The sequence below is a fragment of the Thiomicrorhabdus sp. zzn3 genome (genome assembly GCF_029767755.1).
GTDB lineage: Bacteria > Pseudomonadota > Gammaproteobacteria > Thiomicrospirales > Thiomicrospiraceae > Thiomicrorhabdus.
This window is the reverse complement of record NZ_JARUQS010000001.1, coordinates 1,000,399-1,019,706: the sequence shown is the minus strand read 5'-3', so window position 1 is coordinate 1,019,706 and position 19,308 is coordinate 1,000,399. Positions and strand designations below refer to the sequence as shown.

General features: G+C 46.8%; 19 protein-coding genes. 3 read left to right on the top strand and 16 right to left on the bottom strand.

Going from position 1 to position 19,308, the window contains the following annotated elements; translation table 11 throughout:
* Positions 1-72 precede the first annotated feature (72 nt).
* The 6 genes from QCB44_RS04700 to accA form a co-directional block, all read right to left on the bottom strand.
* A complete protein-coding gene (locus QCB44_RS04700; protein ID WP_279408191.1) occupies positions 73-408 on the bottom strand; it encodes a septum formation initiator family protein in 336 nt (111 codons plus the stop codon).
* Between the two features lie 91 nt (positions 409-499).
* The gene (gene eno, locus QCB44_RS04695) at positions 500-1,783 is read right to left on the bottom strand and encodes a phosphopyruvate hydratase (RefSeq protein WP_279408189.1); all 1,284 of its coding nucleotides are present in this window, start codon (positions 1,781-1,783) and stop codon (positions 500-502) included.
* Positions 1,784-1,862: 79 nt separating this feature from the next.
* Positions 1,863-2,696, bottom strand: coding sequence for a 3-deoxy-8-phosphooctulonate synthase (gene kdsA / locus QCB44_RS04690; protein ID WP_279408187.1), 834 nt, complete (start codon positions 2,694-2,696; stop codon positions 1,863-1,865).
* 17 nt (positions 2,697-2,713) lie between these two features.
* The gene (locus tag QCB44_RS04685; protein WP_279408185.1) at positions 2,714-4,339 is read right to left on the bottom strand and encodes a CTP synthase; all 1,626 of its coding nucleotides are present in this window, start codon (positions 4,337-4,339) and stop codon (positions 2,714-2,716) included.
* 63 nt (positions 4,340-4,402) lie between these two features.
* Positions 4,403-5,914 (bottom strand): tRNA lysidine(34) synthetase TilS, encoded by a 1,512-nt coding sequence (tilS, locus tag QCB44_RS04680; protein WP_279408184.1) that lies wholly within the window; start codon positions 5,912-5,914, stop codon positions 4,403-4,405.
* Positions 5,915-6,015: 101 nt separating this feature from the next.
* The gene (gene accA / locus QCB44_RS04675) at positions 6,016-6,972 is read right to left on the bottom strand and encodes an acetyl-CoA carboxylase carboxyl transferase subunit alpha (RefSeq protein WP_279408182.1); all 957 of its coding nucleotides are present in this window, start codon (positions 6,970-6,972) and stop codon (positions 6,016-6,018) included.
* Between the two features lie 312 nt (positions 6,973-7,284).
* Here accA and QCB44_RS04670 point away from each other — a divergent pair, with 312 nt between their 5' ends.
* Positions 7,285-8,013, top strand: coding sequence for a DUF481 domain-containing protein (locus QCB44_RS04670; RefSeq protein ID WP_279408179.1), 729 nt, complete (start codon positions 7,285-7,287; stop codon positions 8,011-8,013).
* A 124-nt stretch (positions 8,014-8,137) separates the two neighbouring features.
* Here QCB44_RS04670 and ycaO read toward each other — a convergent pair whose 3' ends face one another.
* Positions 8,138-9,859 (bottom strand): 30S ribosomal protein S12 methylthiotransferase accessory factor YcaO, encoded by a 1,722-nt coding sequence (gene ycaO, locus QCB44_RS04665; protein ID WP_279408177.1) that lies wholly within the window; start codon positions 9,857-9,859, stop codon positions 8,138-8,140.
* Positions 9,860-10,058: 199 nt separating this feature from the next.
* Here ycaO and QCB44_RS04660 point away from each other — a divergent pair, with 199 nt between their 5' ends.
* Complete coding sequence (locus tag QCB44_RS04660) at positions 10,059-10,346, top strand: hypothetical protein (protein WP_279408175.1); 288 nt, start codon at positions 10,059-10,061, stop codon at positions 10,344-10,346.
* A gap of 59 nt (positions 10,347-10,405) precedes the next feature.
* On the opposite strand, the gene QCB44_RS04655 is transcribed toward QCB44_RS04660, so the two are convergent.
* The 4 genes from QCB44_RS04655 to QCB44_RS04640 form a co-directional block, all read right to left on the bottom strand.
* Positions 10,406-11,269, bottom strand: a complete 864-nt coding sequence (locus tag QCB44_RS04655) for a hypothetical protein (RefSeq protein ID WP_279408174.1) — start codon at positions 11,267-11,269, stop codon at positions 10,406-10,408.
* Between the two features lie 10 nt (positions 11,270-11,279).
* Positions 11,280-11,738, bottom strand: coding sequence for a universal stress protein (locus QCB44_RS04650; protein ID WP_279408172.1), 459 nt, complete (start codon positions 11,736-11,738; stop codon positions 11,280-11,282).
* 190 nt (positions 11,739-11,928) lie between these two features.
* Positions 11,929-12,642, bottom strand: a complete 714-nt coding sequence (gene tsaB / locus QCB44_RS04645; protein ID WP_279408170.1) for a tRNA (adenosine(37)-N6)-threonylcarbamoyltransferase complex dimerization subunit type 1 TsaB — start codon at positions 12,640-12,642, stop codon at positions 11,929-11,931.
* Positions 12,643-12,716: 74 nt separating this feature from the next.
* Positions 12,717-14,654 (bottom strand): ATP-dependent DNA helicase, encoded by a 1,938-nt coding sequence (locus tag QCB44_RS04640; RefSeq protein ID WP_279408169.1) that lies wholly within the window; start codon positions 14,652-14,654, stop codon positions 12,717-12,719.
* Between the two features lie 353 nt (positions 14,655-15,007).
* On the opposite strand from QCB44_RS04640, the gene ykgO reads away from it, so the two are divergent.
* Positions 15,008-15,133: a type B 50S ribosomal protein L36 gene (ykgO, locus tag QCB44_RS04635; RefSeq protein ID WP_084205718.1), complete on the top strand. Its 126-nt coding sequence runs from the start codon at positions 15,008-15,010 to the stop codon at positions 15,131-15,133.
* 91 nt (positions 15,134-15,224) lie between these two features.
* Here the strand turns inward: ykgO and QCB44_RS04630 are convergent, their stop codons facing one another.
* From QCB44_RS04630 to fabZ, 5 genes are all read right to left on the bottom strand, one after another.
* Positions 15,225-16,205 (bottom strand): chemotaxis protein, encoded by a 981-nt coding sequence (locus QCB44_RS04630; RefSeq protein WP_279408166.1) that lies wholly within the window; start codon positions 16,203-16,205, stop codon positions 15,225-15,227.
* A gap of 68 nt (positions 16,206-16,273) precedes the next feature.
* Positions 16,274-16,933: a ribonuclease HII gene (gene rnhB, locus QCB44_RS04625; protein ID WP_279408165.1), complete on the bottom strand. Its 660-nt coding sequence runs from the start codon at positions 16,931-16,933 to the stop codon at positions 16,274-16,276.
* Positions 16,930-18,090, bottom strand: a complete 1,161-nt coding sequence (lpxB, locus tag QCB44_RS04620) for a lipid-A-disaccharide synthase (protein ID WP_279408164.1) — start codon at positions 18,088-18,090, stop codon at positions 16,930-16,932. Before lpxB ends, rnhB begins: the two co-directional genes overlap by 4 nt.
* The gene (gene lpxA / locus QCB44_RS04615; protein WP_279408163.1) at positions 18,074-18,844 is read right to left on the bottom strand and encodes an acyl-ACP--UDP-N-acetylglucosamine O-acyltransferase; all 771 of its coding nucleotides are present in this window, start codon (positions 18,842-18,844) and stop codon (positions 18,074-18,076) included. The genes lpxB and lpxA overlap by 17 nt, the downstream gene beginning before the upstream one ends.
* A gap of 3 nt (positions 18,845-18,847) precedes the next feature.
* Complete coding sequence (fabZ, locus tag QCB44_RS04610; protein ID WP_279408162.1) at positions 18,848-19,285, bottom strand: 3-hydroxyacyl-ACP dehydratase FabZ; 438 nt, start codon at positions 19,283-19,285, stop codon at positions 18,848-18,850.
* Positions 19,286-19,308 lie beyond the last annotated feature (23 nt).

Below are 19,308 nucleotides of genomic sequence, written 5' to 3'. Positions count from 1 at the left end.
CGGAACAGCAGGCCTGTTCAAAAAAACGACGGTTAAAAGAGTGGCGTTTGTATTTACCTAAAATGGATGAAACTACTCGGCCGGGATGGGGGGTGAAGGCGTATTGTCATCAAACTCAGCAGGTTGGCGAGTTGGTTTTAACTCAATCACCTCGATAAACACCTCATCTTTGCCGATCATTCCCAGCGTTTGTCTGGCGAGGGTTTCCACGGCGCTGTCACGGGTTTGTAGATCCTGAACCTGCTGTTTGAGTAGAGCATTTTTCTGCTGCTGTTCACTGAGTTCGGATTGCAAGGTGTCGAGCTTGTTCTGTAACGCAAAAAGCTCGCCGATCCCCCCTTCCGAGGAGAGCAAGCGAGCTTGAAAAATAAAAATAACTACTCCGAGAATAATAAAAAGGATTTTCATAAACTGCTCAAGATTCCCTTTTGAATTTCCCGTTGACTGCCGGTTCACCTAGAGATGAAGCCGGCGTACTTAAAGTAATTATTTTAAGTAATTATTTTTTTAGGTTGTAGAACGCGTCTTTACCAGGATATACCGCTTCAGACCCCAAAGCTTCTTCAATGCGAATTAACTGGTTGTACTTGGCGATACGGTCGGTACGCGATAGAGAACCGGTTTTGATCTGGCCTGCACCGGTTGCGACCGCGATGTCGGCGATGACGGTATCTTCGGTTTCACCGGAACGGTGAGAAACGACGGCCGTGTAACCCGCTTTCTTCGCCATAGCGATCGCTTCAAATGTTTCTGTCAAAGTACCGATCTGGTTGATTTTGATCAGGATAGAGTTAGCAATGCCTTTTTCAATCCCTTCTTTCAAGATCTTAGGGTTGGTGACGAACAAGTCATCCCCGACGATTTGTAGGCGGTCACCGTATTTTTCAGTTTGCAATTTGAAGCCGTCCCAATCAGATTCATCCAAGCCATCTTCAATCGAGATGATTGGGTATTTGTTGACCCACTCCCCTAGGAAGTCGACCATTTCGGCAGAAGTCAGAGTTTTGTCTTCAGAAGCCAGGTAGTAGTTCCCATCCTTGTACAGTTCAGAAGAGGCGGCATCCATCGCAATCATAATGTCTTCGCCGGCTTTGTAACCTGCCGCTTCAATCGCTTCAAGGATAACGGTAATCGCTTCTTCGTTTGACTTAAGGTCTGGTGCGAACCCACCTTCATCACCTACCGCAGTGTTGTAGCCTTTGTCGTGCAATACTTTTTTCAGAGCATGGAAGACTTCCGCACCGTAGCGAATCGCTTCTGACATAGAAGGTGCGCCAACCGGCATAATCATGAATTCCTGGAAATCCACAGAGTTGTCTGCGTGCTCACCACCGTTGATGATGTTCATCATCGGCACCGGCATTTTGTAGTCATCGGTTTTCAAGTAGGCATACAAAGGCAACCCTTTAGAAGCGGCCGCGGCTTGAGCGGTGGCAATAGAGACCGCAAGGATGGCATTGGCACCTAAACGACCCTTATTATCCGTACCGTCAAGAGCGATCATGGCGTTATCAATCGCTGCTTGATCCGTTGCATCCATGCCGATCAATTTTGCTTTGATTTCAGTGTTAATGTTATTAACCGCAGTTAAAACGCCCTTTCCACCAAACTTTGATTTGTCGCCATCGCGAAGCTCAATGGCTTCGCGTGAACCGGTAGAGGCTCCAGAAGGTGAAATACCACGACCAAATGAACCGTCTTCTAGATAGACATCGGCTTCAACAGTCGGGTTACCACGTGAATCGATCACTTGGCGCGCTTTAATATCTTTAATCAATGACATTGTTTTTCCTATTTACTCTTAAAATTTAAAACGGTTGAATTATAAATCGGTTATATAACAAGTGGATGACACTTTACATTTAATCCAAGGTCTCAATGAAGCCTTCTTTCTTAACCAAATCATCCAGTTGTTTTAATGTGCTAAGTAGCGGTTTTAATTTAGCCAGCGGCCACATATTGGGTCCATCGCTTAAGGCGTTTTGTGGGTCTGGATGGGTTTCCATAAACAGACCGGAAATCCCTACGGCCGCAGCGGCGCGCGCCAAGACGGGAACCATTTCTCTCTGTCCGCCTGAAGAGCTTCCTTGCCCACCAGGCTGCTGGACCGAGTGGGTCGCATCGAATACCACCGGACAGCCGGTACGGCGCATACTTGCCAGTCCACGCATATCTGAGATCAGCGTGTTGTAACCGAAAGAGGTACCGCGGTCGCAGACCATAATATTGTCGTTACCAACTTCTTTGGCTTTGGCAACCACTTGATCCATGTCCCATGGCGCTTGAAATTGGCCCTTTTTAATGTTGACCGGCAAGCCCTGACGGCAGACATTCTGAATAAAGTTGGTTTGACGGACTAAAAAGGCCGGGGTTTGCAGTACGTCAACCACCGAGGCGACCTCATTCAATGGTGTATCTTCATGGACATCCGTTAGCACGGGTACGCCCACTTCGTCTTTGACTTTTTGTAGAATGCGCAGCCCTTCTTCAATCCCTAAACCGCGAAAGCTATTGGTAGAGGTTCGGTTAGCCTTATCATAGGAGGATTTAAAAATAAAAGGGATGCCCAATTCGGAGGTCATCTCTTTAAGTTGTCCCGCGGTATCGATCGCCAGCTGCTCTGATTCGATGACACAGGGGCCCGCAATCAGAAATAAAGGTTGGTCGATACCGGCTTCAAAGTGGCAAAGTTTCATTCAGTGTCTTCTCAATATTAAGCTTGTTTGTGCTCATACGCTGCTTTTACAAAAGCGGAGAATAGCGGATGACCGTTACGTGGTGTTGAAGTAAATTCCGGGTGGAACTGACAGGCTACAAACCATGGATGATCGGCGATTTCAATCGTTTCCACCAGGCTTCCATCATCCGAACGGCCTGCAAAAATCAACCCGGCCGCTTCCAGTTTGGCAACATAACCGTCGTTGACTTCGTAGCGGTGGCGATGGCGTTCATTGATCACGGTGTTTCCGTAAATTTCCGCGATTTTAGATCCTGCATTTAGACGGCATTGTTGTCCGCCTAGACGCATGGTTCCCCCCAGGTCGGTCTCTTCGTTACGCTCGATTGTCTGGCCGTTTTCATCGGTCCATTCGGTGATCAGCGCCACAACCGGATGAGGCGTTTGTGCGTTTAGTTCCGTACTGTGCGCCCCTTCCAAACCGGCAACATGACGTGCGTATTCAACTACCGCCATTTGCATGCCCAAGCAGATGCCCAGATATGGCACTTTGTTCTCACGGGCATATTGAATGGCGGCAATCTTTCCTTCTACACCGCGTTCACCGAATCCACCCGGAACCAAAACCGCATCCATTTTTTCAAGGCAGGAGGTATCGCTCTTTTCAATCTCTTCAGAATCAATGTAGTGAATATTAACTTGAGTTTTTGTATGGATACCGGCGTGAACCAAAGCCTCGATCAGAGATTTATAAGCTTCGGTCAGATCCACGTATTTTCCAACCATGGCAATTTCAACCGTTTTTTCCGGATTCAATTGCGCTTCTACGACGGCATCCCAATCGGAAAGGTTGGCCGCCGGTACGTCAAGGCGGAAACGGTTGACCACCAAATTATCTAACCCTTGCTCATGGAGCATGCGCGGTACTTCATAGATGGTGCGTGCATCCAAAGAGTTGATAACCGCCTTCTCTTCCACATTGGTAAACAAGGCGATTTTGCGTTTTTCAGTTTCCGCCAGCGGGATTTCGGAACGGCAGATCAAGATATCGGGTTGAATCCCGATAGAGCGCAGTTCCTTAACCGAGTGCTGAGTTGGCTTGGTTTTCACCTCGCCGGCAACCGCAATATACGGCAGCAGCGTCAAGTGCATAAACAGCGCGCGGTCACGCCCTACTTCAATGCTCAACTGGCGGATCGCCTCCAGAAACGGCAAGGATTCGATGTCACCGACGGTACCTCCGACTTCGACCAATGCGACATCATAACCGGCCGCTGCAGCTTGGATACGGTTTTTAATTTCATCGGTAACATGCGGAATCACCTGCACCGTTCCGCCAAGATAGTCTCCGCGGCGCTCTTTGCGAATCACGCGCTCATAGACTTGTCCGGTAGAAAAACTGTTACGCTTGGTAAAGTGTCGCTGAACAAAACGTTCATAATGACCTAAATCCAAATCCGTTTCGGCACCATCGTCGGTGACGAATACTTCACCGTGTTGGAACGGGCTCATGGTTCCTGGGTCAACATTGATATACGGATCCATTTTTAACATGCTGACTTTGAGTCCGCGCGCCTCTAACAAGGCACCTAATGAAGCAGCGGCAATCCCCTTACCTAAGGACGATACTACCCCACCTGTCACAAAAATAAATTTAGTCATTTATGCACACTTTTTTGAAAGGTTGGAAATCAAGAATTTGATATTTCAGAATGGAACCGTATTTTAGCTTAAATGCGGCTTTTCATCAATGTTAATTACAGGTTCGATGCTCCTTAAATTCATGCTTGGCTTTTGTTTTGCCTCAATGGCTTGGCTTGAAAATTGTCCGCTGGCGAGCATATGAATGGTTTCTTCGTCCAATGAAATAGACAGGCCTGGTGCGGATGCGTTTTTTTCCGACTCTGAGGTTTCAACGAGGTCGCCAGGAATTACAAGACTTTTGGGCCACCCTAATACGCCTACAAACTGTTGCTTGAGACTGATTACCGGCCAGAAGGCTCGTTGCCAGGCCGGAATGTTCTGCGTTTGGAACCATTTTTTCAAGCTGGTACGGTTCACGGGATCTTGAGGTTGCAGACAGCGGATGTGCAAATGATTAAGATCAGGTTCGTTCAGTGTGAATGGCAAATCCAGTTGGTAGCGTTTTGCCCAGTTATTTTGAGCTAGCTCTGCCAGCCGATCTTGCAGGATGCTGTAGTCGATTTGATAAGGCAGATAAGGCGCTTGAATGTAGTAAATTTTTTTACGATCAAGCCTGATCTCGCCGCGATTCAGTTTTAAGCAGGCCTGGGGGCACTCCTTTTCATGGGTGTGCTGTTTGATCCATTCAAGCCGGGAGTGGCCTAGTGTGAATTGTGCTGAATCTTCTGACCAGTGGCGCAGGACGTTCTTTAATTCCAGCCAGTCAAGATGAGAATAACGGTTCAGGTCAAGCGCAAAACTGAGAAAACCATACGTTTTAAGCTGTTGCTGCGCCATGCGTTTTAACAGTAATTCTGCTTCGCTCATATAGTGTGCAGAACGTGCGATGTGCCTTTCGATATGCGGCCAGGCCTGTTTGAATGCGGGCAACACTTGATGGCGAATGAAGTTTCTGCGTAAGTTGGTGTCTTGGTTGGACGGGTCTTCGATCCATTGCAATTGGTGCTGTTGGGCGTAGGCGACGAGATCCGCATAAGGAACGCTTAGAAACGGTCTTAAGTGCAATGCCCTTTGGGGTTTAGTTTGGACTTGCATGGGCAGACGAATGTGTTTACTCGCGGGCATGGCGCTCAAACCCTTAACCCCGCTGCCACGCGCGAGGTTGAGAAGAAAGGTTTCGGCCTGATCCCGCTGGTGGTGAGCGGTCAGGAGCAGATCGCCATTCTCCAAACTGTGGTGCAGCGCGTTATAACGCGCATTCCTGGCGAGCGCTTCAGTCCCTGTTCGAGTTTGAGGTTGGATCTCAACCTTAATGCTTTTAAAGGCTACGTTAAGGTGTTGACACTGCTTGTCACAGTGCAAGGCCCATTGAGTGGATTCGGCCTGTAATTGATGGTCAATATGAATCGCCAGCAACTTGGCTTTCCAGGCCACTTCCGATGCCAAACGATGGAGGAGCACAGAAGAATCGAGCCCGCCACTATAAGCGACAATGATGCGAGGCGCAGCGTCAAATTGCACACGACAGACTTCGATTGCGGAATCGATAGTGGATTGGTAAGACGAATCCGATTGTGATTTTCTGTCAGCCACCCTGTCAGGCCTCTTTTTGGTATGGATAAAATAAAAAATCACCGTCAAACGAGTGCCTGACAGTGATTGCTATATTTTAATCTCGGAGTCTGTTTTGACGTTTAAGCGACTTCAAAGTTGCCATAGTCCATGTAGCGCTGGTAGCGCTTTTCAAGCAACTCGTTGATTGGGGTTTGCGTGAGCTGAGATAGCTGGATATTCAACGCCTGTTTGAGATTAGCCGCAGCCGTTTTCGGATCACGATGCGCCCCACCAAGTGGTTCCGGGATGATATGATCAATCAGGCCTAAGGATTTCAAACGTGGTGCCGTAATCCCCAGTGCTTCAGCCGCTTCTTTGGCGTTAGCGGCATTTTTCCATAGAATCGACGCGCACCCTTCCGGAGAGATCACCGAATAGGTACTGTACTGCATCATCATGGTGACATCGCCAACACCAATTGCCAAGGCACCACCGGATCCCCCCTCGCCGATGACGGTACAGATGATAGGCACTTCCAATTCAGCCATTTCAATCAGGTTACGTGCAATCGCTTCACTTTGTCCGCGCTCCTCGGCATCAATTCCCGGGTAGGCCCCTGGAGTATCAATGAAAGTAATGATTGGCAGGTTAAAACGTTCTGCCATTTTCATCAGACGCAATGCTTTACGATACCCTTCTGGGCGAGGCATTCCAAAGTTGCGGCGGATTTTCTCTTTGGTGTCGCGCCCCTTCTCTTGGCCGATGACCATGACCGGTTGACCGTCTAAGCGGGCTAGACCAGCAACAATCGCCAGATCATCCGCAAAGGCACGGTCACCATGCAGTTCTTTGAAATCGGTGAAGATTTCTTTGATGTAATCGAGAGTGTAAGGTCTTTGCGAGTGGCGTGCCAATTGCGCAACCTGTACATCAGTGAGGTTTTTGAAAATAGATTCTGTTAGATTTTTACTTTTGGTTTCCAGGGCCGCAACCTCTTGAAGAAGATCCATGTCTCCATTGTCAAGATGACGTAATTCGTCAATTTTGGCCTCAAGTTCGGCAATCGGCTGTTCAAAATCTAAAAAATCTAACTTCATTCTTAAATTCTCGTTAATGTTCTGATAAATAATCGCCTATTCTAACAAAGTTCTATTTTCTATAAAGCGTTATCTAATCGCTTTTATCGGGTTTTCTTAGATTTTCTGGATTCAATTACTTGGCTCTCTGAGTCTGTTATAATCCGGCCTTTTTGACGTTTCTGATTTGATAGTCATAAATGGCTATGCAAGAGTGACGGCAGCAAGTGATATGGTTGCGACGTTCGGATCATTGAGTTGGACCTGGTTTGATTAGGTTTGATAGCGGTATCGCTTGGCTGGTTAAAAACTAACAGTGAAAGAGAGAGAAACATGAATTCTAAGAAAAAAATCTTAAGCACAAGTGCCTTAGTTGGAGCGGTTCTGTTAAGTCAATCGGCTTGGGCTGAAGATAAGCTCGGGTTGCAAGGTGCAGGTGAATTGGGGTACAGCAATTCTACCGGTAATACGGAAAGCACTACCATTTACGGTGCTTTGAAAGTAGATTACTTGCGTCTTAAGGATGAGTTTAAATCCGCATTTGAAATCAGCAACAAGTCTGAAGAGGGTGATCAAACCCAAGAACGTTACGTGGGCGATCTTCAATATAATCGCTTTTATGCTAAAGACAGAAATTATTACAGCTTCGTGCAGGCACGTTTCGAGCAGGATCATTTTGCCGATTTAGATCTGGACTCTCTCTATACCGTTGGTCTGGGTAAAACCTTCATTAAAGATGACAAAACAACTCTGAAAGGCGAAGCCGGTTTGGGTTACCAGTCCATTAACTACGTGGAAGCGGAAGATCAGGATCAGGTGATCGCACGCGTTAAGGGTGAATTCGGTTATCAGTTTAATGAAAACGTTAAATTCACTCAGGACCTCGTTGTTTACAGCGGTAGCGAGCAGACCAAGCTGGAAAGTAATACGGGGGTTAAGGTTAAGATGAATGGGAACCTAAGCCTGAAAGCCGCTTACCAGTATCGTAGCAACAGTGATCCTGCACCTGGGGTTGAAGAAGTGGATACACAAACGATTATCACCTTGATGTACGACTTCTAATGGAAATCGTACATATAAAAAAACCGGTCTAGAATCACTTCTGGACCGGTTTTTTTATGTCGCCTGAAAGATGCAGATTAGGAGGTACAGATCTGAACAGGCCTGTTTGTTTCGCTTAATGAATTTATGCTTGGCTTGCATGGCTCTGCTTTACCCTTTGGGTTTGGCGGTAAATTTCAAGCATGGCCTGATGTCTGGCAGAACACTTGAAAATGTCTTGACCCATCGGCGCAGACCAGAAGCGTTCAGTACCATTTAGATGGCGCATAATTTGCTCGATGAGTGGCTCACCAAAAAGCAGTTGTGCCGATTTAATGCATAGTTGGTTTTCCAACGTCATTTGCAAACAGTAATCGATGGCGCGATAGCGTGTGCCCCACTCGCTTAGTGGATCTACAAAGTAGAGGGCCTCCTGTACCATTTCCAGAGCGAGATCGTGATCGCCTGAAGCCAGGGCTAACCATAATTTCAAGTCGCTGACTTTCTGTTGTGCCCAAAAACTTCCCGGATCGGGCATTAAACCAATCAAAGAGGCAATGCCTTGGTGTTCACTTAAACCTAGGGATTCCACTTCCTCCAAAAGCGATGCGAAGTCGGTCTCTGTATCGATGCTGAACAACAGTTCGCGCAGCACGCGACCGATATTCTGATTGCTTTCAACCAATTCGTCACACGGATAGATTTCTGACATGCCTGGTACGATGATACGGCACGCAGGGAAACCATAATGCTCATAATGACCTACGTACACATCCGTTCCTTGCTGGTGAACCAGAGAAACCAATTGCTGCCATTGAAACTCAGTCGTGCCGGAAAAGTCCCATTCAGCAAATTCATAATCCGGCTCATAGCGGATGAAGCGCGCATGAATCAGACCGCTGGAGTCGATAAAGTGGTTTTCAATGTTTTCGTCGTCTGCGACGGCTTGTTCATCGAATACCGGGGTTTGGAAACCGTCTAGATCATTCAGCTGTCTGCCTTGGAGTGATTCGGTCAGAGTGCGCTCCAGAGCGACCTCAAAAATAGGGTGAGCGCCAAATGAGGCAAAACAGCGTCCGGTTTTGCGCTCAAACAGCGTAACATTGACAACCGGAAAATGGCCACCCAACGATGCATCGCGGATCGAAAGCTCGATGCCTTGTTGGATCAACGCATCACGCGCTTCAACAACGCTGTGGTAACGCTCGACGACCACATCAGGAATTTGCGGTAGACAGATGTTTTCACGCATAATTCGGTTTTTAGCCCAGCGTTCAAACACCTCCGATAGCCCTTGCACCTTGGCTTCCAGCATGGTGTTGCCCGCTGAAAGGCCATTGCTCGCATAGAGATTGCTGAGCAAGTTCATTGGGAAATAGACGGTTTTGCCGCTACGGACTTCTTCCAGTGGTAAGCAGCGGATTTTCATTGAGCTGTCGTTGAAACTGAGCAGGTCTTCAGGCTGGTAGGCCTGCTCTGAATCGTAGAGCTGCCAAAGCGACTCGGAAAGTACGTTTTGGTAATCCTGCAGTTCAAACGCCTGTTCTTCAGGGTAGTAAAGCCAGTCCACAGACTTGGTCTGGTCTGATTCCAGCCAATAATCCGAGAAAAAGTAATTGGTGGAGAGGCGCTCCAAAAACTCGCCCAGCGCACTGGCCAAAGTGGCTTTTCGACTGGTTCCTTTACCGTTGGTAAACAGGCCTGGGCAGTTTTGGTCATAAATATGCAATGAATACACATTGGGTACCGGATTGAGCCAGGAGGCCTCAACTATGTCAAACCCCGCTTTTTTGAGGATGGTCTGCATATTCTCGATGGACGTTTCAAGGCAGGCATCCTTGCCCTTGATGAAAGTCAATTCACTCATTTCAATAGGTCTCCTGTTGGTGGCGTGTTTTTGCTAAAGTGTAAACACGTCGTCTTAAAGCGCTTATTGTGCAAGTTATGAATCGCTTTAAGAATATAAAATTCTGATATTTCAATAAATTATTTTAGGTTCTCTACAGGCCTAGTCTCAGTAAAATGAAATGGTTGATACTTATTTCAACCCAGCGAGAGGGCTTAATATGAATCGTCTACCCGTAGTTCCTTGGACATTAAGTGCCGGAATGCTTTTGGCGCCGTTTAGTGCCAGTGCCGAACCCCATCCAGGTAAGGTGCTGCACGATAAAGCAAATTGCATGAAGTGTCACGCCGAAAAACCTTATAACCCACAAAAAACGACAAGCTATCCAAAACTGGTAAAAGCGGTGCAGTTTTGCAATGACAACTTAAATACCGGCTATTGGGAGGATGAGGTTGAGCAGATTGCAGATTACCTGAACAGCCAATATTACAAGTTTGAAAAGCCGTAAATAATTGACTAAACGCTTTTGAAAAGGAGGCTTTCGCCTCCTTTTTTATTGGGCTGGGATTAGTTACTGCGTTGAAGCTTTTCAATTTTTTGCTTAAAGCTTTCGAGACTTTGAGGGTCAGCGTTCTCAATTCCGTCTTCGTACAGTTGATCCTTGGCATCGGCAACGATTTTATCAATTGCCTCGATTAAAAAATAATCGTGTGTGGAGTTGGAGATCGCCTGCCAATCACGTTGCTTGCTACGCCAGATGGTTTCCAGTTTAGGATCTTGAGCAAATACCTTAAGCACGCCTTCCAAGGTGCGATTAAGTGGTTCAATGGTTTCAAATGCCATCAGTGGGCGGCCATACTCGCCATAATAGCTCTCGCGATGAAGCTTAACCAATTCAAACGCCGGAATCATCTCCTTTAATCCTGCGTTTTTAGCTTCGCGAATGACGCGGTCGATGCGGTCGACGGTCAGCATTGGCGCATCTGATTTCCAGCGACCAAATACGATATAGACGTTATTGCGTTCAACAAAGTAGTGTTTACCGACATCCAGCGGCATCACCGATTTCTTAGAAACGATGTATTCCAGCTGTTGAGTGTCCAGCTTAGTGGTGTCCTGCCAAAGTTCCCAGCCGCTTCCTAGTCCCTGATCCTGAGTGTGTTTGCTGATTGGAACACAGGAAGAGCCGTAATCATGGCCTTCCACATAATCTAAAACCGCAATTTGGTAGTCCCCTTTTTCGGTCTGTTTGGTGACTTTGCCGACGATAAAAGCATCGTCTTTGATGTTGCCTGCTGGAAAAGCAACAAAGACCGTTTCACCGACACTAAATTGGGAGGCCATCACGGTGGTCGATACACTGAGGGTAAATATCGAAGCCAACAAGACGAGTTGTTTGGTTAAGGTGCGACAGAGGAAGGCTTTGAGCATGAATAAATCCTTATTTTTCATTTTCCAGTTTAATGGCTAATACGTCACAGTCTGCATGGTGCAGAACGCTGTCAGTGGTGGAGCCGAGTAGCCGTTTCCAACCGCTGACCCCGTATTTACCCATGACAATCAATTCGGCATGAATGTGGTTGGCGTAAGTAACAATCTCTTCGCTGGCGATGCCCTGAAGGATATGCCCGTGTTTTTGGGATAATCCAGCCTGTTCCAATAACCGATGCAGCTGTTTATTGGATTCTTCCGTGATTTGGACACTCAGTTCCGGATCCCAGATTCCTGGCAGGCCTGTCACGGCGATATCCTCCAGCACCGGATAGGTTGGGATTTCGACTACATGGAGCACATGTAATGCGGCATGATAAACTTGCGACAACTGCAACCCTCTCGCTAAGGCTTCTGCACTGTGTGCCGAGAAATCAGTGGCAACCAGTATGGTTTGGTAGTTGTGCATCGTTCGCTCCTAATGACCAGTTTGGGATAAAGTCGGCCTGTTATTTTATTCACAAATACTGTGGATAAAAATGTGTGTAAACCATGTTCAAATCAAAAAAATGTAATAAAGTCTTAAACTTTTGTTAACTTGCCTATTTTGTAAGCAGTTGTCCTTAACCGCGCTTCTTGACGATCGTTTTAACGATCGATTAACGCTGTTTGGCCTTGCGTTCTTCAATCGTATCCGCCACATGGTTTCTCAAATATAGGGGTTGTGGTAGCGATTCACTGATCAATTTGGCTTGATCGTTTTTACGTTGAGCCAGTTTGGCGACCGCCACTGCAGTGGGTAAGCTTGGCTGCCAAATAGTAAATTTCTCTATCAGGTTTGGGTAGCTGTTCTCAATATCCCCGACCACGATTATTGGCTGTTCTTCGGTTATTTCTCGATAACGCTTCTCAACCTCCTGAGGTGATAAGAGCAGAGGGCTGTCCACGTGCCAGTGATCATTTTGAAAACATCCGGCTTGAAAATAAATTTCGCCCATGCGCGCATCCATTAACGCGATCCAGTGAACAGCCTTATCTTCGTTGTGTTGGCGACTTTTTAAGTAAGAAAAAGCCATGGCTTCCAGTGATGAGATGCCAATAACCGGTTTTTGCCAGCCAAGAGCAAGCCCTTGTATGACTCCAGAAGCAATACGAACACCGGTAAAAGCCCCCGGCCCTTCTGCGTAGGCCAAAATATCGATCTGCTGCGGGAGGATTTGTGCTTCATTAAGCACTTCATCCACCATTGGCAGAATGCGTTGCGCATGTTTCTGCGGGAGAATTTCAAAGCGCTCAACAAGTGTTCCCTGGTGCAACAGGGCCACAGAGCAGGCTGCCGTTGCGGTTTCGACCGCTAAAATGGTTTTATTCATAATCTAAATACTTTTTTAAAATATCTTACTACTTCTGTTACAGCCTATAAATGATTCGTTGCTTGAATTGTGCTTCATTCACTTTGTAATTTTTCAATTGCACTCTGCGGCTCATACACCCATGGAAAGGCTGGAAGGCTGTCACGAATCGTCTTGCCGTAGGCTTTACCGCTTAGGCGCGGATCACACAGCATCAACACACCATGATCGTGAATGTCACGAATCAGTCGACCGGCACCCTGCTTCATGGCAATAACCGCTTCAGGCAGTTGAAAATGGGTAAATCCATTTAAGCCTTTTTCTTTTAAGTAGGCCTCTCGTGCCCGTACGATTGGATCATCAGGCGGGGCAAACGGAATTCGATCAATCATGACCAGTTTTAAGGCCTCACCCTTAACATCAACACCTTCCCAAAAACTGCTGGTCCCAAGCAAAATGACTTGGTTCCCCGCTTTAAATTCATTTAGCAATGTGAGTTTCGGTTTCTCCCCTTGCAGCAAGAGTTGCCCTGGCCAGTGCTGCTTGAGAATCGCATGGGCTTCCTGCATGGCACGGTGACTGGTGAACAGCATAAAAGCCCGTCCCCGGCTGGCTTGAAGCAGGGGCCAAGCGGCACGCAGACAAATTTTAATGTAATTGGGATCTTTTGGATCCGGCAAGCCAATTGGATGATATATAACGCCCTGCTGAGCATAATCAAATGGACTGGGCCAGCAAACCGTCTTAGCGTCGTTTAAGCCGAGACGGTTTGCAAAATAGTCGAACTGCCCTCTAACGCTTAAAGTGGCGGAGGTAAACAGCCAGGCACCGCCGATGTCTTCGCGTTGCCGGCTAAAAGCACTGGCTACGCTGAGCGGCGTCAGGTTAAATTTAAATCGCGCTTGAGAAGATTCTATCCAGCGAATTTTGTTTTCAGGGTGATGACTGCTCCATTCTTTCAATTGAGCCTGGTATTCCTTTGCCCGCTTATACACGGCACTGAGCTGTTTGCCGCGTTCTGTAACCGGTTTGATTTTATCGATCAACTGCTCAAGCTGATTATGCAGGCGAATGATCGATTTTTGGAAAGCTTGTTCATTTTCGAGCTGTTCCCAAGTCCAGCGTTTTTCCCATTTTCCCAAAGCACTGTTGAGCTGTTTGATCTGTTCGTCAAACAGCAGAGCCGCATCACTGATCTCTTTGCTGTCCGGTGATTCAATTTTCTGCGCGTGGCGAACATCTCGAGCGAGTTCTTCGAGTTGAGTACGGCTGATGGAGAAGCCAAGAAATTGGGCGGCAATATCCGGTAGCTGGTGGGCTTCGTCAAACACGTAAATTTCCGCTTCTGGCAGCAGTTCGCCAAAGCCTTGCTCTCTAAGGGCCAGATCGGCGCAGAATAAATGGTGGTTCACCACCAGTACTTGCGCTTCGTTTGCGAGTTCTTTGACGTGAGGATAGAAGCAACCGTTTTCACGCGTGCAGTCCGATGCGGCTTGGCAGAATTCCAGTCGAGCCGTGACCTTGCGCCAAATCGGATCGGTTTCGCTAATCAGCTCTAATTCGGCTCGGTCGCCGTGCAGCGTTTTTTCTGACCAGTCGCGGATTTGTGCCAGTTTTTGCCAGTCTTCCTTGCTATGTTGTTCGGTGGTTTCGGTCAATTCCAGACGTTGCGGACACAGGTAGTTATCCCGTCCTTTAAGAAGGCGCGCTTTGCCTTTGATATTGCAGGCTTTTAACAGAATCGGCAGGTCTTTCTGTATGAGTTGCTCTTGCAGGGTTTTGGTAGCAGTAGAAATAATGACCTTTTTGCCGGACAGCAGTGCAGGAACGAGATAGGCGAAGGTTTTCCCGGTCCCTGTTCCGGCCTCGGCAAGCAGCGTATCATCACTTTCAATCAGGTTTTCGACTTCATAAGCCATATCCAATTGAGATTGTCGAGGGTGGTAGCCTTCAACGGCTTCAGACAAGCTGCCCTTCTCTCCCATTACTTGGTCAATGGTCAGAATGGTTTTAGCGTCAACTTGGCTTGCCATAAGTGGGTTGCTTCCCTGCGGATTAAATAGTCAGATTATACTGGAAGTGGCTGTTTTAAGTGTGGCTTATCACATCGGTTTTGCGGAGGTATCAGGCCTGTTAATTTTCTGATCGTTAAAATAAAGGCTGCTTCGGTATGTCTATGATTAGCTCGTTTAAGGTTTTTTTATGTAAGACGGGAAGATCGTTAAATCTAACCTTAGAAAAACAGGCTTAATTGGCGTAATAATTGGGTTTTAGTGGATTTAGCCCTAGACAATAGACGGATAAAGATGTAACATACGGCGCTTCAAATTTGAGCTAAAGCCGTTAGCTGGCTTTTATATACCACCATAATTATGGAATTGAAAAAATGAAAATTTTATCTTCTTTAAAATCTGCTAAAACGCGTCATAAAGACTGTCAGGTTGTTAAGCGTCGCGGTAAGGTTTACGTAATCAATAAAACAAACCCAAAATTCAAAGCTCGTCAACGTTAATCGAGTTTGTGTTTGGAGTGAAAAAGGCGCACTGATCATGCGCCTTTTTTATTGCCAAAAAATAGGCGTGCCCTTTTTTCTTTAAAATCTCTTAAACACCCGCCGAAAAGCGTGCTTGATCGACTTTGCACACGGTTTCTAAAATCAGATCGGTATCCACTTTACCAATAAAATAATCCGCACCCATAGCTAATACTTCACGACTGTTATTGTCGCTGGTCATGGAAGTGTGAACCACGATAGGCAAAGTACGTGTTCTAGGGTCCTCTTTAAGTTCTTTGATTACCGTATGGCCCGATGCAACTGGCATTTCCAAATCAGTGAAGACCATCGCAACGTCATCCAATGTATCTAAGCCTTGGATGTAGTCAAGCAACAGTCGGCCGTTGTCAAAGCCAATATGCTTCAGATTGAGCTGATCAAACACCATGCCCATGTATTTTTGAATGGACTGGCTGTCTTCCGCAAAAAGAATGGTTTTCGCATACATTTGTGGCGACAATTCATGAGCTTCCTTATCGATCGATTTGGCCGATGAAAAGATTTTTTGCGCCATAGAGGGCATGGCTTCAATAAGCAGTTTTTCGATATCTAAAATAAAGCAGAGTGTTTCGCTGTTGTCGAGATAGGTATGATTGACGATCTGATTGGTATTGACGTTAACTTTATAGTTTCCAGCCGGATGAATGTCGGTCCAGTTTTTTTCTTCAACACCGTGAATATGTGAAACGCGTAAACCGACATAATTACGGCTGAAATCGGCCACAATGATGATTGATTTTTCACGTTGCTCCTCTGTCATTTCCAAGCCCATCCATTTGGGGAGGTCAATGACGGGAAGATACTCCCCTCGAAGTTCGATCATACCTTCAACCAGAGGGTTGGCATCAGGAATAGGCGAAATATCGAATAGGCGTGCCTCAAGGACTTCTCGCACTTTAAAGACGTTAATACCGTAATATGGCGGCTGATAGTCGTCATATGGGAACTGGACTTGAAAGATCATTAAGCTCAGTTGGTTGTTTTTACTTAGTTGTGCGGTTTTTTCGACTTGTTCTAAGGTCGTACTCATGTCGGCGTCCGTCTAAGGAAGGAAATTATTGAGATTATAAAGCCTAATGTTAGGGATGCCCACTTTATTTATGGGCGATTTCGTGGGGCTATGTGAGTCGATTCCAACAGGCGTTTAATCGGTTTAAATGATTTGCGATAGCCGCTTATAAGACCATGTTCTTGAATCGCTTCGAGATGTTTGCTGGTGGGGTAGCCTTTATGCTGGGCAAATCCATATTGAGGGTAGCGTTGATCCATCTCCATCATCTGTTGATCACGATACACCTTGGCTAGAATGGAAGCGGCGCTGATTTGAGCGACCTTATCGTCGCCTTTGACAATGGCACGGCATGGAGACGTGGTTTTGGGGCATCGATTCCCATCCACAAGAATCTCTTTTACGCTTTCAACTTGACATGCAACGGCTCGTATCGCACGCTGCATGGCCAGCATCGTGGCATTAAGAATATTTAAGTGATCAATTTCTTCGGGAGTGGCACTGGCGATGGAATAGGCGATGGCTTCATTTTTGATTTGTTCCGCCAGTTCTATGCGGCGTGACTCGTTGAGTTTTTTTGAGTCGGCAAGAGGCAATGTGCATGAATCCGGCAGCACAACTGCGGCCGCCACGACTTCTCCGATCAAGGGCCCTCTTCCGACTTCATCCACACCAATGATGGCACCGTCCGGCTGCAAAGCATCTAGCTCAGAAAGTTCGAACAGTGAAGATTGTCTGTTTATCTTCATGACAGGCCTGCCCATTTTTGAATGGCATCAGCCGCCAATTCAGATGCATTGAGCTTGAGCTGTTGGTGCTGCTCCTCAAAAGCAGCAATTTGTTTCTGTCTCAAGTTACTGTCGCTAATGACTTGAAGCATTGCATTCGCAATGTTTTCAGGCGAAGCCTCCTCCTGAATGAGCTCTTTGACAAGAGACTTGCCGGCTAAAATATTGGGCAACCCGATCCATTGGGTGGTGGCCAATCGCTTCATAATCCAGTAAGAGACCGGGTGTAGTTTGATCGAAATCACCATCGGTTTCTTCATGAGTGCACATTCCAGAGTGGCGGTTCCGGAGGTGACCATGACCTGATCGCAGGCCTCAAGCACTTGCTGCGAGTGTTGATCGATAAGGTGAATAGCCAGAGCGTCTCCGAATCGCTCTACGGCCAGTTCAATGCGCTGTCTCGCTTTTGCATGTACGCAGGGAATAACGAACTGCATTTGCGGATAATCCTGAGCCATAATGGCAGCTGCTTGTAAATAAGGATCGATCATGCGCTCTATTTCACTCATACGCGAACCGGGAAGAATGGCTGTAATCGGGGCATCTAAAGGCAGTTTTAACTGTAAGCGAGCACTTTGCTTGTCAGGCTGTTCAGGAAAGCGATGCGCTAACGGATGGCCTACAAAACGGACGGGGATGTCATATCGATCATAATAAGGTGGTTCGAATGGGAACAATACTAAAACGCCGTCGGTTGACTTCTTGATTTTTTCTAAACGTTTTTCGCGCCAGGCCCAGACAGAAGGACCGACGTAATGCACGGTTGGGATCTTGTGCTGTTTTAAAGTGCGCTCAACCGTAAAGTTGAAGTCAGGGGCGTCGATTCCGATAAAAACATCGGGACGGAGTTCAAGCAAGCGCCGGATGAGCTCTTTTCGCAAGTGAAGTAATTCCCTTAGGTGTTTAAGGACTTCAAAGAACCCCATGACCGAAAGTGATTCCATTGGATACCAGCTTTCAAGGCCCGATGATTGCATTTTTGGGCCGCCTATGCCAATAAAGCGCGCATTGGGATAACGCTGTTTTAGACTGGAAATCAGGCTTGCTCCTAGAATGTCTCCGGAGGCTTCACCGGCCACCATAGCGATGACCGGTGATTGCTTATCTAACGATACCACGATTTGAGTTTTTCAAAAATTGAATAAGTGAGCTGAGTGTGTTGGAAGGGTCGTTAAACGCTTGCAGTTGCTCAATGGCATCTGACAATTTATTCCCGGTTCTGTAAAGTGAACGGTAGGCTTTTTTAATTAGGTTGATCTGTTCTGAGGTAAAGCCACGGCGTTTTAACCCTTCTAAATTGATGCCGCGAGGAATGGCTAAATTACCCGAGACTACGACAAAGTCGGGTACGTCCTGGTTAATCACGCTGCCCATACCGCAAAAGCTATGTGCACCAATCTGGCAAAATTGATGCACCAGGGTATAGCCACCGAGAATGGCCCAATCATTAACGGTAACGTGCCCCGCCAAGGCGGTTGCATTCGCAAAAATGCAGTGGTTGCCGACGATACAGTCGTGCGCGATATGAACGCCCGCCATGATCCAGTTATCGTTACCGATACGGGTTTCTTTTAAGTCCTGAATGGTGCCCCGGTTAATGGTGACGTTTTCTCTGAAGGTATTGTTGTCACCTATAATTAAACGGGTCTCTTCACCAGCGTATTTCTTATCTTGCGGAGCCGCGCCAATACTCCCAAAAGGGTAAAAACGGTTGCCTTTACCGATTTGAGTCGGCCCTTGAATAACGACATGGGAATCCAGAATAGTTCCTTCATCAATGGACACGTCACCTTCAATAATGCAGTAAGGTCCAATCTTGACGCCCTCGGCGATTTTAGCAGCAGGGTCAATAATGGCTGTTGGATGAATCAATGTTTATACCTTTCTTTCAGCACACAATAAGTCGGCAGAAGCAATCACCTTACCATCTACTTTCGTTACACACTCAAACTTCCAAATACCGCGTTTATTGCCCATAGTTTTGACTTCGAAATCGAGACGATCACCTGGAACAGCGGGTTGACGGAATCGGCAATTATCGACAGCCGCAAGATAGTACATGGAGGTACCATCCGGCTTAACACCTTGGCTGCGGAAGGCCAATATCCCAGTGCATTGAGCCATGGCTTCAATGATCATAACCCCTGGCATGATAGGATTATTTGGGAAGTGACCGGTGAATTGGGGTTCATTAAAGGTAACGTTTTTGTAAGCTTTAAGGGATTCACCAGGAACATAGTCAGTAACACGATCTACCAATAAAAACGGGTAGCGGTGCGGTAAATAGTCAAAAATGTCTTTAACTTCCATCATCTTTATTATTATCCAAGGTTTAT